The following is a 14,393-nucleotide window of genomic DNA, read 5'->3' as shown; positions in this document are numbered from 1 at the left end:
AACATTCAAAAGCTAAGATGAGTAGGGTAATTCTGACTTGTAACTGGAGAGTTCAGGCTACAAACTAGAAACTTGAAGCCAAATCTTGCTCTAAAATTGTCTCTAGAATTGCAGACTAATTAAAAAATTATGCGTGTTTTTCATCAAATCGTGGTAGTCGGAGTGGGCGCTGCAATTACTTTCAGCAACGCCGCACAGAGTGCTTCAGCACAGCCTCCGGCTCAATCTCAGGACAGTTTGGCCCGCTTCAATCAGCTCGAATTAGGGCCCATTATTCGATCGACCTCGAACACAGCGGCAGAATCAGCATCACAGGCCGAACAGTCGATCGCCCTTAATCCTCAAACCTCCGAGTCTCAGCAACAAGGGGGAGTCAAGATCGCATCAACTCGAACCCAGCCCGAGCAAGCATCAAAGCCTCAACAGGCTGCTCCGGCTGCCCCATCAACTCTGTCTCAGGGCGGTTCCACACCACTAAGAGGTTTGGAACCGACAGAGGTTCAGCAGCCTCCCCCGAACCCTCCCAACAATGTTCCTGTGCCCAGTTCCCCAGTACCAATTCTCCGGGGCACTCCGAACGAAAGTTTCCCCCCTGTCCCTCCGAGGGGCATTTTAGACACCAAGCCTCCGGCTTCCCTAGAACCCAACCCGAATCCGCTGCTGTTTCCGACAAACCCGGAGGATGTCAGGATCGAGCAAACTGAGTCAATTACCTTGCAGCAGGCGATCGACCTAGCCCGCCGCAACAGCCAAGTTTTGCAAATCGCCGGACAGCAAGTGGAACAAAGCAGAGCAGCTTTGCGCGAACAGCAAGCTGCTCTTTATCCAGACCTGAATTTTCAAATGGACGCCAGCCGTTCTGTGACTGCCGGCGGAGAACTTGGAATCCGGGCTGGGCAGCGCCGCCTCAACGCTCTGGCTAACCGAACCGGGCAGCCCGCTGAGCAAGCCGGCACAAATTTCGGTAACAACAGTCTCAACAGCACTTTGCAGTTGAGCTATGACATCGATTTGTTCGGAAGGCGACGGGCTAACATCCGCGCGGCAGAGGAACAGTTGCGCCTTCGGGAATTGGATGTGGAACGCCAAGCCGAGGAACTCCGCTTCGACACTGCTGAGGCTTACTACACCTTGCAAAACGCGGACGGACAAGTTGCCATCCGCCAAGCTTCGGTCAGAAATGCCCAGCAAAGTTTGCGGGATGCCGAAGCCCTGGAACGGGCAGGGGTAGGAACCCGGTTTGCTGTGTTGCAGGCTCAGGCAAATTTGGCTAACGAAGTGCAACAACTGTCAGTGGCCCGTCGCGATCAGCGGGTTGCCCAGCGGCGACTGGCTGAGATTTTGAATATCAGCCAGTCGGCGAACTTGACGGCGGCTGATCCGGTAGAGCAAGCGGGCTCTTGGAGGCTGTCTTTGGAAGAGAGTATCGTGCAGGCTTTTAAGAATCGCCCCGAGTTGGAACAGCAGTTGGTGCAGAGGGATATCAGCAAGCAGCAGAGGCGATCGATTCAGGCGGGGCGTTTGCCTCAACTGAGTGTTGGGGGTAGTTACAACGTGCTGGGACAAGACCCTGATAACCCCGATCCGTATACTGCTCGCGGCTGGGCCGATGGTTATTCGATCCGGGCGAGTCTGACTTGGAGTATCTTCGATGGGGGCGCGGCGAACGCGAGGGTAAAACAGCGGGATGCGGATATTACGATCGCCGAAAGTCGATTTGACCAACTCCGCAATCAGGTGCGCCGGGAAGTGGAACAAGCTTATTTTGGCTTAGAGTCGAGTTTTGAGAATATCGAAACTTCTGAGGCGGGGGTTTTGCAGTCAAGGGAAGCTCTGCGTCTGGCGAGACTGCGGTTTCAAGCTGGTGTGGGTACTCAGACGGATGTGATTCAGGCGGAAACTGATTTGACTAGGGCTGAGAGAAACCGATTGTCGGCAATTGTCACCTACAACCTGGGACTTTCGTCTCTTCAGCGGGCTGTGAGCAATCTGCCCACTAATAACCTCTCGGATGCTCCTTGAGATTGGGTTGGGGGGAGCTTTAATTACCAGATCAATTGGACATCCTGTATTAAACGTCCGACACATTAGTTAATATTTTGTAATAGAGTTCCATGTCAACTGCGTTAAGGGATCGGCAATGGCCAATATCAAGTTTGTGAAGGAAAATCAGGAAGTCATCGCAGCAGACGGAGCCAATTTGAGGCTCAAAGCTCTAGAAAACCGCATCGATTTGTACACATTTTCGGGAAAGATGATGAATTGCGGGGGCATCGGTCAATGCGGCACCTGCATTGTGGAAATTGTCGAGGGTAGTGAAAATCTGTCGCCCCGCACTGACTTTGAGAATCGCAAGCTCAAGAAGAAGCCCGAAAACTATCGGTTGGCTTGTCAAGCTATGGTCAATGGCCAGGTGAGCGTGAAGACTAAACCGTGACTCTCAGAAGGCAGAAGGTTGATTAACAGAAAGAAAATGCAGAATGCAAAAATTGTGTTTTTTTTCCTATTTCACTGTATAATCACGCTTTTTGCTCGCCTAGGAAAAGAAACTTGGTTTCTAGGACAAATAAGAGATGGGGCAGCGAGGCATCCAAGCAGAAAGAGGGTTTCGACGCTTGTCGGTAAGCTCTTCTTCTGTCTTCGAGTTTGCCTTTTGCCTTTGAGTGATATCCTAGTTGTGTGTGTTTTTCTATTTTCCGATAGAGGCGAGCGTCTTCATGGAAGTTAACGATTTAGGGTTTGTGGCAACCATTCTGTTTGTATTGGTTCCCAGTGTTTTTCTAATCATTCTGTACATTCAAACAGCTAGCCGTCAAGGTAGAAAAGATTAGCAACTGCTGCTATTTCTGTCTGGCTTTGCTGCTTACAAAAAAAAGCGCCAACAGCTTTTTGCTGAGGCGCTTTTTTTGTTAACTGTTGAGTGTTAGCTGCTAACTTGTTAACTATGAGATTCTAGCCGACTGTGCGGGCTAGCAAGACGGGACAGTTGGCATAAACTCGCACGTAGTCTGATAGCGAATTTCCCAGGAGTCGATCGATATCCACAAAGTTTTTGGCAACGCTGGGTCGCCGATCCGGGGAACCGATTACCAACAAGTCGGCATTCAACTCGTCTGCAATCCGACAAATTTCTTCCCCTGGCTTGCCTGTAGCACTCACGCAGCGGTAGCTAACTCCCATTTGTTTGGTTAGTGCTACTGCTGGGGCCAATACAGCGTCTTTTTCAGCACTTGTTGTTAAATCTGTGCTGGATTTTCCCGTCAAATCTTTGGTGACGTGTACTAAAATTATCTCTCCGCCACTGACTTCTTTGACCAAAGATAGCGCAAGCTGTAATGACTGTTTGGCAGATTCTGATTTGTCTACCGCCACCATGACGCGCTTGATTTTTTTGACGTAGATGTCGTCTTTTACTAACAACATCGGTCGGGATGTTAGCTGGAAAACGTACTGGCTGACTGAGTTTTCCAAAATCGATTGCAGCCGTCCGAGTCCCCGGGAACCCATAATTACTAAGTCGGATTGTTCTTCTTCTGCGACTTGGCAAACTGTGGTTTTTGGGTCTCCCTGTTTGAGCCGAGGGTTGACTTTGCTGGGATCTATTTTCAAAGACTGGACTGCTTGTGCTAAAATCTTGCCTCCTTCTTCCAGTTTCTCGGCCATGCCATCGGAGGTTACTTGGGGCGGCACGACGTGCAAGACGGTGACAGAGGTTTGTTGCAAGGAAGGGATGTCCATCAACATATTAAACATCTCTTCGCACAAGCCGCGACCGGCGACGGCTACTAAAATTTTTTCTATCATGGTTTTGGCGGTAAAAACAGTTGAGTTTTCTTGTGCGACGTTAAACTAGGCCGTTGGTACTCTAGTTCGTTAATGTTAAGCATAGACCTGAAGTTTGTCTTATGATTTGTAGAAATGTAGCGTTTTGGAACGATTTGTAAAGTGTTAGAGAACGATCGAACTCAACCAGAGCTCGCACCGGCTGGTGCTATTCAAAATCGGCGTGGGATAGACTCTGATGGCTGGTTTGAATATTTGGTGCGAGTTTACCCTCACCATACTGACTACAGCGGTGTGGTTTGGCACGGGACTTATCTGGCTTGGATGGAGGAAGCTAGGGTGGAAAGTTTGCGCTCTCTTGGCATCGAGTATGCGGATTGGGTGGCGCAGGGTTTGGAATTGCCCGTGGTGGAACTTTCGCTGCGCTACCACCGGGCTGTACAAATGGGTCAATCTGTGGCAGTCAGAACGCGGATGGCTGCTACCGAGGGTGTGCGGCTGCTTTGGGATTACGAAATTCGATCGGCTGATACTCAGGAGTTATATGTGACAGCACAGGTAACTTTGGTTGGTGTCGATCGCGACAAGAACAAGATTATCCGGCAATTGCCGCCGGCGCTAAAGGAGGCTTTGACAAGGCTTTCTGTTAAACCTTCAACCTAAGCTGCTGTTAACTATAAAAAATAGTTTTTGCAGCCCTAGTAAGTAGAGTGCGTGACTTTTGAGTCACTCCATTCGTCGCCCAAATTTTCTTTTGTCACGCACCCTACACAACTGCCTTCTGCCTTCATTGGAACTTTTAATAATGTCAAAAAAACTGGGATTGCCAGAGCCAAATATTGAACTTCAGCGCAATATTTTGGAAAAAACCGAGTTAAACTCTGCCTTAACAACTGAAGACAAAATTCTTGTTTCGGGAAAGCCAGACAGTTTAAAAAACGGTGAATTAGCTGACAGTCCAGGCAAAATTTGGGCGATCGCATCGCTGTCGGCGGCGCTGCTAGCGGTGTCGCTGGCGGCGATTTTTATTAGGTTGAGCGAACGGGAAATCAGCCCGAATGCTACTGTTTTTAACCGTTTGTGGATAGCAACTGTGGTATTTGGAGTGTGGAATGGTGCTGATGCTGCGCGTCGCCGAATGTCTGGGGGACAAGTTGAAGAGCGATCGAACTACACTCTGCAGGATGTGATGCTGTTAATAGCCGTAGGCGTGGTTTCTTCTGCTTCTGTGGGTTTCTGGGCCTGGTCACTGAGTCAGACTAATGTCGCTAATTCTACTGTACTGCGAAACTTAACTCCTTTATTTACTACTTTGGGGGGATGGCTGCTGTTGGGGCGACGCTTTGACAACAGGTTTTTGGTGGGACTGGCGGTGGCTTTGTCTGGCGCAATTGCGATCGGAATCGACGATTTGCAAACTGCGGGAGACAATCTTGTCGGCGACGTTGCTGCTCTTTTATCGGCGATGTTTTATGCAGGAAACCTGCTAATTTCCGAACATTTGCGAACCAAGTTTCCGGCGACAACTATATTGATGTGGCGCTGTTTTATGGGCAGTATCTTGGTTTTGCCACTGGTTCTCCTTGCGGGCGATCGAGTTTTCCCTTATTCTTGGGAGGGATGGCTGACGGTAATTGCTTTGGCCGTGGTTTGCCAAGCTTTTGGTCAGGGACTGCTTATCCACAGTCTAGGTCGTTTTTCGTCGGAATTTGTAGCTTTTTTCCTGCTCCTAGAACCGGTAATTACGGCTATTATGGCTTGGGTGCTGTTTTCGGAAAGTTTGAGCTTGTTTAATTGGTTTGCTTTTTCTGTGGTTTTGGCGGGAATCTACTTGGGAAAATCTAGCAGTTCGGTGGCTAAAAAATGAAACAAAAAGGAAAAAATACTTACAATGACTCCAACATCAATCAGCCTGAATAGCTGGTCTTATGACTTTAGTTTGCTGCCTCAATATTTGGAGGTGCTGTTTGCTAAATTGCGGATTGCGGTGGTGTTCGCCGGCGACTGCGATCGCCCCGGCTCAGTGATTTACAAAACTCACAATCCCCGCGCTTGGAAGAGTTACGAAATCGTCGCCCGCGAGATTGCTACAGCCTTAGCAGAAATTGGCTTTAAGCACGTCTTTGTCCTACCTGATGACATGAACTTGCCGGAACAACTCAAACAAAAAAATATCCATTTAGTGTGGCTGAATACTGGCGGAGTCCAGGGCTACAATCCTGTTTGTCACACTCCCGCATTGTTGGAAATGTTGGGAATGCCTTATGTGGGTCACAATCCTTTAAACAGTTCAACTTTAGATAACAAACACGCTTTTAAACGGGAACTGCAATCAGTCGGAATTAAAACCGCTCCGTTTATGACTTGGCATCCTTCTCAAGGGATTTTGCAGCCTAATTTACATCAGCGTTTTGCCATTGCTTTTGGTGACTATCAAGGGCCGTTTGTTGTTAAACCAGTATCCGGTCGCGCTTCGCTGCACGTTCATTTTGTAGACAAGATTGAGGGTTTGTCTCAGGCGGTTTCGGACGTTCACCGAGATACTCACAATACTGCTTTAATTGAAAAATATTTACCGGGAAGAGAATTTTGTGTAGCGGTTTGTGGCTATGTTACTTATGCTAAAGGCATATTTGATAAAAATACCAAACCCTTTGCTTTTTCGACTGTCGAGCGGGTGCTGGAGCCGCAAGAACGCATCTTTACTTCTATGGATAAAAAGGCGATTACGGCCGACCGAGGACGGTTGATGGGCGGTGAGGAACCTGAACTAAAAAAAGATTTAATTGAGTTAGCTCGAAAAATTTATTGGGAGTTTAGTTTGAACAGTTTGGTGAGGATTGATGTCCGAAGTGATGCTGATGGCTCACTTTATGTTTTGGAAGCAAATCCCAAACCGGATCTGAAACATCCAGGGGAAAATGTGACGAGTTTGGTAGCTTTAGGTTTGGCGGAATACGGAATGAGTTATAACGATTTAATTTTTAGTTTACTGGCGGATAGGTTGGATTATTTGTTGACTCAGCATATCGAAATTATTCCTCATATTGTGGATTTGCTTCATTAATCGGACTTGCAGGGTGCGCTGCACCTTACCTGTAAACAAAACGGATTTGTAAAGAAATATAAATTGTTGAGCCAAGTGAACACAGGCTGGCAAGTTGTGATAGCTTTGAGTAATATCAATTCCGGTTGCACTCCTCATGACAGTTGACAGTTGACAGTTGACAGTTGACGGGCGGGTCGCAAAACTGAATGGTTGATTGTTAACTGTAGACTCGATTTTCTTATTCCGATGCAACCGGAAACGATATAAGATAGCGAGTTGTGGATGTCCATTTTTTTCGTCAGCATCAAAATCACTCAATTTATATTAATTAGATAAAACAAATGGAAGCATTACTTTTATTAATAGGATTTGGAGGCGGGGCATTAGTCTGCTGGCTAATTTTGAATAAGCGAAATTCACGCAATTTGGTGCGGATGCAGGGTTCGCAGGAGGCTATATCGAATTTGGCTGCTCAGTTGGATGCCCGAACTTCGGAATTGCGACAAAAGCTACAGAATGAAAATCAGCTAAATTCTGAATTGTCCCAGTTGCAAAGTCGGTTGGAAACTGTGACTGGCGAGCAAGAATTGTTAAAAAATCAAGTGTCGGAAATGGAAGAATTTTTGGCAGGAATTGCCCAGGATCGATCGCAAATAGATGCTCTGATTGCTGATTTGCAGTTTCAGTTAGAAAATGCTCACCAAGCTGAGTCCCAGTTAGCAGAAGTGGCAGAACTTAAAGAGCTGTTAGAAGTTGCGGAGCAGGAGCGATCGCAGCTTAACGCTCAATTGCTGGAAATGCAAGCAGAGTTAGAGGCGGTTGATGCAGAACGTTCTCAATTTCACGCTCTGCTGTCGGAATTTGAGAGTCAGTTGGAAACGGCTAGCCAAAGCCGATTGCAGGTACAGTACCAGTTGTCGGAAATTCAAATTAAGTTCGATCGCTCGATTGAAGAGCGGCACCAACTTCAGTCTCAACTGTCGGGTTTGCAAACTCAACTGCAATTAGTCGAAGCAGAGCGATCGCAATTTACTTCGGAATTGTCAGAGCTACAAGCTCAATTGGAGAGTGCAGAGCAAGAACGCGAAATACTCAACTCTCAATTGCAAACCGCTCGCGAACAAGCACAGCAACCTCCATTTGAATTATTAGAACTGCAAAGAGAGTTAGAAGCTGCTAATCTAGATAAAATGCAGTTAAACTCTCAAGTTCATGAACTACAACTTCAATCCGAAATGGTTGTTTTAGAGCGAGAGAGACTGCTGTCTGAGTTGTCAGAATTGGAGTCTCAGATACATCGCAAGGAGGAAGATAGCTCGCAACTCCAGTCTCAGTTATCAGAACTGCAAGCTCAATTAGAAACTGCTAACACAGAACGATCGCACCTTTATTCTCAACTCTCGGAATCCCAAAGTCAAATCGAGACAGCCCATCAGAATCAAACTCAACTTCAATCTCAAATCTCCCAGTTAGAACGCCAGTTAGAAAGTGTGCGTCAAACTCGCTCTGAATTAGAATCTCAGCTAGAAACTGCTAACACAGAACGATCCCAACTTTATTCTCAACTCTCGGAAATTCAAACTCAAGCCGAGACAGCTAACCAGAATCAAAATCAACTTCAATCTCAAATCTCGGAGTTAGAACACCACTTAGAAAGTGTGCGTCAAAATCGCTCTGAATTGGAATCTCAACTCAGTTCTCAAATCTCCCAATTGCAAAGTCAAACCGAGACAGCAAACCAGAATCAAAATCAACTTCAATCTCAAATCTCTGAGTTAGAACACCAGCTAGAAAGTGTGCGTCAAAGTCGCTCTGAATTGGAATCTCAGCTCACTTCTCAAATCTCGGAATCCCAAAGTCAAATCGAGACGGCTAATCAGAATCAAACTCAACTTCAATCTCAAGTATCCGACTTAGAAAATCAGTTAGAAAGTGTGCGTAAAACTCGTTCTGAATTAGAAGTTCAGCTAGAGACTGCTAACACCGAACGCTCGCAACTTTATTCTCAAATTTCGGAATTCCAAACTCAAACCGAGACAGCTAACCAGAATCAAACTCAACTTCAATCTCAAATCTCCGAGTTAGAACGCCAGTTAGAAAGTCTGCGTCAAAGTCGCTCTGAATTGGAATCTCAGCTCACTTCTCAAATCTCGCAATTGCAAAGTCAAATCGAGACAGCCAATCAGAATCAATCTCAACTTCAATCTCAAGTATCCGAGTTAGAAAATCACCTAAATATTGTGTATCAAACTCGCTCTGAATTAGAAGTTCAGCTAGAAACTGCTAACACAGAACGATCGCACCTTTATTCTCAATTCTCGGAATTACAAAGTCAAACCGAGACAGCAAACCAGAATCAAAATCAACTTCAGTCTCAAATCTCCGAGTTAGAACGCCAGTTAGAGAGTGTGCGTCAAAGTCGCTCTGAATTGGAATCTCAACTCAATTCTCAAATCTCCCAATTGCAAAGTCAAATCGAAACAGCTAATCAAAATCAAACTCAACTTCAATCTCAAGTATCCGACTTAGAAAGTGAGTTAGAAAGTGTGCGTAAAAGTCGCTCTGAATTGGCATCTCAGCTAGAAACTGCTAACAGAGAACGATCGCACCTTTATTCTCAACTCTCGGAAACTCAAAGTCAAATCGAGACAGCAAATCAGAATCAAGCTCAACTTCAATCTCAAGTATCCGAGTTAGAACATCAGCTAGAGACAGTTTATCAAGAACGCTTGCTGGTAACATCGCAACTTTCCGAAGCGGGCTCACGACAAGCTGAGCATTTTGAGTCGAAGTCAGGGCAAATTAAAGCATCTACTTCTGATCCCAAAGTTTTGAAGAGTCAAAAATTTGTTGTTTCTCAGCAGGGTCAAGGCGATTATACTACTATTAGCGAAGCGCTGAAAAATGCAGCACCGGGCACGCGGATTGACGTGCATCCAGGCGTTTATCGCGAAAGTCTAATTCTCGACAAATCGGTAGAAATTATCGGCAGCGGAGATGTCGATCGCATTGTGGTTGAAAGTATCAACTCAAACTGCATTAAAATGGCAACTGATACTGCTTTAGTGCGGGGTTTAACCCTGAGCGCCACTGGGAAATATTACACTGTCGATATTCGCAAAGGCGAGTTGATCGTAGAAGACAGCGATATCACTTCTGCGGACTATTCTGTGGTGGGAATTTGCGGCCCTGATGCAAATTCTATCCTGCGCCGCAGTCAAATTCATGATGGGGTATGGAACGGAATTTTTATATCGGATAATGGGAAAGCAACGGTGGAAGATTGCAGTATTTTTGACAACGGCAGTTTGGGAATAGGTGTCGGATTGGGAGGAAAATTGATCGTGCGCCGGTGTCGGATTAATGGTAATGAAGGTGAGGCAATCGGCATTTACAGAGATGGCATTGCTACCGTGGAAGATAGCGATTTAACGGGCAATGCTGGGGGTGCTTGGCGCATTGCAGATAACGGATACCTGCGCGGCAAAGGCAATCAAGAATAGAAGAAGGAAGTTCGGCAACGAGCAATGTACAAGATGTAACGGATGTCAGGAAGAGGGAAGTTCGGCAACGAGCAATGTACAAGATGTAACGGATGTCAGGAAGAAGGAAGAAGGAAGAAGGAAGAGGGAAGAAGGAAGAGCAAAGAGGGAAGAGAATTCCCAATTAACGGTTCCCAATCCCCGATTGCCAATTACCAATTACCAATTACCCGTTCTAAATGCCTAACAATCGAGCTGGATTGTGTTTCATCATTAAATCAATTTCGTGCGGAGAAATGCCTTGATTTATCAATTTTTTCACAAATAATTTGTAACCTTCTGCAGGTAAAGGATCGGGTTTTCTTCCCAAATCTGTACTCATAACAAAATGCTCGGCTCCTATTAGTTTAATCGCTGCTGCCATCTTACTAATAGGAACTTGATGCCAGTTTTTGTGTCCGTCATCAGCGGCATTTTCTCCCATCAAATCGTTGACAAATGCGAGTTCTAGAAAAGCTCCCATCTGGGCGGCTGTTTGCATATTTTCTAGGGATAAACCGGGTACATCCGCCATGGCGTGGGTAATCAGGATGTTTTTAATGCTGAGCAGGTTGGCTTCAGCTACAACTGCCATCACTTCTTCTGAGGAAATATGACCAGTTTCCAATACCAAATTCTCTTTAGCTACCATCTTCAACACCGCTGCTGTTTGCGGTAAAACTTTGCCCTTTTCCGCAACTTTAATCCCCCTTCCCGACTTTTGAAAAACCTGCAAGTGATGCTCAGCATCAACCGTTGGCAGCCACACTACTTTACCGTATTTGCCGCCGATGCGGTGCATTGCTTCGACAGCTTGGGGATTAATGCCGCCGACAGCATAATTGAGAACAACTCCTCCGAAAACTTGGATTTCTGGTACTATTTTATTAACCAGAACCGCCCGCGCTGCTGTGCTGGCATAATGATTTTTCAATACCACAGCTTTCATCTTCGCCCTAGCAGCTAATTTCGCTACTTCAAAATCGTCTAATCTGCGAGGAATCACATCAGGAGAAGAATGAATGTGAAAGTCGATCGCACCTTCGATCGTACTCTTTGCCAAATTGACCATCGGCGAATCTCCGACAGCATAAACTGGCAGACAAAACCAATAGCAAACCATCCAAACTAACGTAAAAAAAACAGCTTGCATTCATCCCCTCTTCTCTTCTCGCCTCTGCGTTCTCTGCGACCTCTGCGGTTCATTCCCTCTTAATTCTCTCAAATAAAAGATTTAACCGCATTTGCTAAAGCTGCTGCATTCTCTTCGTGCATTCCCAAGGAACCAGGAATAACTCGCGATTCAACACCGGGTAATTCCGTTAATGCTTCCATTTCAGCCTTTGATTTGGGCGGCGCATTCTCAGCAATTACAACCATCACCGGCACTGCTAATTGTTGAAAATTATCTGTAAATTCCGATCGCACTTTTGCCGGATCTAAACCACCAGTCACAAAGGCAGCGGAACCGTATCTAGCACCGGGTTTTTGCGTCACTTGCCATTTACTTTGGATGAAATCGGGCGTGACTTTAGCTGCATCAACATAGACGTGGCGGCGGTACATCAAGCTGAGGAATGACGGCGCAGTGTTGAGTTTGTATAGGAATTGTCCCAGTAAGGGCGATCGTACTAATTCTCTCACAATTCCATGCCACCCGCTTTGCTGTTTGCTCATCGTCGGCAAAGGCCCGCGCCAAGTCGGCGCAGCTAACACAATCTTTGACCACACATTGGGCTGTGATTGCGCTAACTGCATCACATAACCCGCAGCATGACCTGCCGCAACTACAGCAACCGGACTATTAAAAATTGCCTCAACAAAATTCTTGATAAATTGATGGTATAGTTGCGGTTGATAGTCAGTTCGCGGTCGATCCGATTCGCCAAAACCCGGCCAATCTAAGCTCACAACTTGAAATTCAGAAGCTAACAATTCTGCTAAAGGACGCATTTCTTCTCGCGTCGAAACTGTACTGAAAGCAGGCAGCAGCAATACAGGATTTCCCTGTCCTCTGGTTTCGTAAATAACTTTGATTTGCGTTTCTTGCCAATTCCAGATATATTCTTGAACGGCAGCGGGATAGTTCCCCGAACCTGATTTTGTTAAATTGGTAGTTTGAGTCATAACTTTTTATTCTTTTAATTTGCTTCGGCTTGCTTGCTCAATTCACAAGCAAGCGCCTTATTTTTCATCATTTGAAAAATGTTGTAAAAGCCGTTCGCGCGGGAAGGTGTCAGACTCACATTCAATCCCGTGTCTTGAATAAAATCTGGGGTAATGGTGACAATTTCAGCAGGTGTTAATCCGCTCAAACCTTCCACCAGCAAGCCAACTAATCCTTTGACTAACTGAGCGTCTGAATCGCCCTGATACAGAACTTTTCCGTCTGCCAAATTTGCAGTAATATAAACTTGCGACACGCAGCCAGAAACTTTGTTTTCCGGCAGTTTGTCGCTTTCGGAAAATGCTGGGAGTCGCTTGGCATACCACAGCAGTTGTTCGTAGCGCTGTTTCGGATCGGAGTGTCGCTGAAAGCGCTGGACGATTTTAGCTAGGGCTGCGGGTAGTGCGGTGTTTGTGGACATGATTCACTCGTAGCGGTTTACTGCGTTAATATTATACCTTCAATTGTAGCAGGTAAGGGCGATCGATTTGAGATTTGAGATTTGAGATTTGAGATTTGAGATTAGGATTTATGCATGAGATAGTAGGGACACGGCATTGCCGTGTCCTCATGGGTTTTTCAGACACGATCTTAAACTAAGCAACTGTTCAGGTGTTCTCGAATTTGAGTGGTATCTAAGTTGCGGCCGATGACTACGAGTTGATTGTTAGGTGCGGTAAACCATTCGGAAGCATCTAATTCGTATCTGGGGCCGCTGAGTTGAAAGATGTGTCTCATTGGACTGTCGTTAAACCAGAGAATTCCTTTTGCCCGAAATACATCGAAGGGCATTTTTTCAGTGAGAAATTCTTGAAATTTGCGGACATCAAAAGGTCGATCGCTCTCAAATGATAATGAAATAAATCCGTCGTTATCTAAGTGATTGGAGTGATGTCCGTGATGATGGTGTTCGTGTTCGTGATCGTGTTCGTGTTTTTCCTCAATTTCAAGACTGTTGAAAATATCTGCTTGCGTTAAACCTACACCCAAAATTAAGGGTAGAGGAACTTCACCGTATCGAGAGTGTAAAATTCTCGCTCCTTCCTTAACTGTGCGAATGTAAGATTCTAACTCTTCTACTTTTTCTTGAGGAGCTAGATCGGTTTTGTTCAGCAGCACAATATCTGCAAATGCCACTTGTTTAAAAGCTGCTTCGCTGTCAAAATGATCGGGAGTGAATGTTTCGCTATCGACTACGGTAAGTACAGAATCTAGATTGGTTAAATCCCGCAATTCGGTGCCGACAAATGTCAGGATAATCGGCAGCGGGTCGGCCACTCCGGTGGTTTCAATTACCATGCAGTCGATGCGTTCTTCTCGTTCTAAGACTCGGTAGACTGCATCGACTAAGCCTTCGTTAATAGTACAACAGATGCAACCGTTGCTAAGTTCTACCATGTCATCTTCTGTAGAAACAAGAAGCTGCGAATCGATGTTGATATCGCCAAATTCGTTAACTAAAACTGCTACTTTTAAATCTTGGCGATTTTTGAGTATTTGATTGAGCAAAGTGGTTTTGCCGCTGCCGAGAAATCCGGTAATTATAGTTACTGGCATCCCTTTTTTGGGAAGATCGGCAATTAAATCTGGGGTTTGTACGGTGAGATTAGTCATTGTTATTCATTGGTTAATTGTAAAGGCATTGCTGTTAATTTCCAAAGCCGATCGCACCTCATCGCTGACAGCCCGGTGCGATCGCCTCTGCTAAGATACGGGCGATCGAGCCGATCGCGTACCGAGTCTGATAATCATTCTCACTATACCTGAAAATGCGGTTGCCGCGCAAGCTCTACAATTATAGTAATTTCAAATAAATGTGAGACAAATGCAAGATGATGTAAAATTAAGAAAAATTGTTAACTCGGAGCCGAAA

The 14,393-nt window shown here is 45.7% G+C and carries 13 protein-coding genes; 8 read left to right on the top strand and 5 right to left on the bottom strand.

Annotation, left to right across the window (positions count from 1 at the left end; translation table 11 throughout):
• Positions 1 to 129: 129 nt before the first annotated feature.
• The 3 genes from QUA90_RS10645 to psbM all read left to right on the top strand — a co-directional run bounded on the left by QUA90_RS10645 (position 130) and on the right by psbM (position 2,831).
• Complete coding sequence (locus tag QUA90_RS10645; RefSeq protein WP_333445370.1) at positions 130 to 2,022, top strand: TolC family protein; 1,893 nt, start codon at positions 130 to 132, stop codon at positions 2,020 to 2,022.
• Between the two features lie 118 nt (positions 2,023 to 2,140).
• Positions 2,141 to 2,437: a 2Fe-2S iron-sulfur cluster-binding protein gene (locus QUA90_RS10640; RefSeq protein ID WP_333083505.1), complete on the top strand. Its 297-nt coding sequence runs from the start codon at positions 2,141 to 2,143 to the stop codon at positions 2,435 to 2,437.
• 280 nt (positions 2,438 to 2,717) lie between these two features.
• Positions 2,718 to 2,831 (top strand): photosystem II reaction center protein PsbM, encoded by a 114-nt coding sequence (gene psbM / locus QUA90_RS10635; RefSeq protein WP_015177760.1) that lies wholly within the window; start codon positions 2,718 to 2,720, stop codon positions 2,829 to 2,831.
• A 121-nt stretch (positions 2,832 to 2,952) separates the two neighbouring features.
• On the opposite strand, the gene QUA90_RS10630 is transcribed toward psbM, so the two are convergent.
• Positions 2,953 to 3,804, bottom strand: coding sequence for a universal stress protein (locus tag QUA90_RS10630; RefSeq protein WP_333331358.1), 852 nt, complete (start codon positions 3,802 to 3,804; stop codon positions 2,953 to 2,955).
• Positions 3,805 to 3,945: 141 nt separating this feature from the next.
• Between QUA90_RS10630 and QUA90_RS10625 the strand changes: the two genes are divergently transcribed.
• The 5 genes from QUA90_RS10625 to QUA90_RS10605 all read left to right on the top strand — a co-directional run bounded on the left by QUA90_RS10625 (position 3,946) and on the right by QUA90_RS10605 (position 10,561).
• The gene (locus QUA90_RS10625; RefSeq protein ID WP_333331360.1) at positions 3,946 to 4,446 is read left to right on the top strand and encodes a thioesterase family protein; all 501 of its coding nucleotides are present in this window, start codon (positions 3,946 to 3,948) and stop codon (positions 4,444 to 4,446) included.
• 142 nt (positions 4,447 to 4,588) lie between these two features.
• Positions 4,589 to 5,650 (top strand): DMT family transporter, encoded by a 1,062-nt coding sequence (locus QUA90_RS10620; protein WP_333445368.1) that lies wholly within the window; start codon positions 4,589 to 4,591, stop codon positions 5,648 to 5,650.
• A gap of 24 nt (positions 5,651 to 5,674) precedes the next feature.
• The gene (locus tag QUA90_RS10615; protein ID WP_333445367.1) at positions 5,675 to 6,850 is read left to right on the top strand and encodes an ATP-grasp domain-containing protein; all 1,176 of its coding nucleotides are present in this window, start codon (positions 5,675 to 5,677) and stop codon (positions 6,848 to 6,850) included.
• 323 nt (positions 6,851 to 7,173) lie between these two features.
• On the top strand, positions 7,174 to 10,335 hold the full coding sequence (locus tag QUA90_RS10610; RefSeq protein ID WP_333445365.1) for a right-handed parallel beta-helix repeat-containing protein: 3,162 nt from the start codon (positions 7,174 to 7,176) through the stop codon (positions 10,333 to 10,335).
• Positions 10,292 to 10,561 (top strand): hypothetical protein, encoded by a 270-nt coding sequence (locus QUA90_RS10605; RefSeq protein ID WP_333331374.1) that lies wholly within the window; start codon positions 10,292 to 10,294, stop codon positions 10,559 to 10,561. Before QUA90_RS10610 ends, QUA90_RS10605 begins: the two co-directional genes overlap by 44 nt.
• Here the strand turns inward: QUA90_RS10605 and QUA90_RS10600 are convergent.
• From QUA90_RS10600 to QUA90_RS10585, 4 genes are all read right to left on the bottom strand, one after another.
• Entirely contained in the window at positions 10,550 to 11,506 is a 957-nt protein-coding gene (locus QUA90_RS10600) for a DUF6282 family protein (protein WP_333445363.1), read from the bottom strand. The two genes, QUA90_RS10605 and QUA90_RS10600, sit on opposite strands and share 12 nt — an antisense overlap.
• A gap of 68 nt (positions 11,507 to 11,574) precedes the next feature.
• Positions 11,575 to 12,480: an alpha/beta hydrolase gene (locus QUA90_RS10595; protein WP_333389076.1), complete on the bottom strand. Its 906-nt coding sequence runs from the start codon at positions 12,478 to 12,480 to the stop codon at positions 11,575 to 11,577.
• A gap of 14 nt (positions 12,481 to 12,494) precedes the next feature.
• A complete protein-coding gene (locus tag QUA90_RS10590; protein WP_333083494.1) occupies positions 12,495 to 12,941 on the bottom strand; it encodes a SufE family protein in 447 nt (148 codons plus the stop codon).
• Positions 12,942 to 13,111: 170 nt separating this feature from the next.
• Positions 13,112 to 14,134, bottom strand: coding sequence for a GTP-binding protein (locus tag QUA90_RS10585; protein WP_333389075.1), 1,023 nt, complete (start codon positions 14,132 to 14,134; stop codon positions 13,112 to 13,114).
• Positions 14,135 to 14,393 lie beyond the last annotated feature (259 nt).

Origin of the sequence: Microcoleus sp. D3_18_C4 (assembly GCF_036702355.1) — a bacterium.
Lineage (GTDB): Bacteria > Cyanobacteriota > Cyanobacteriia > Cyanobacteriales > Microcoleaceae > Microcoleus.
This window is presented reverse-complemented; position numbering and strand designations above follow the sequence as displayed.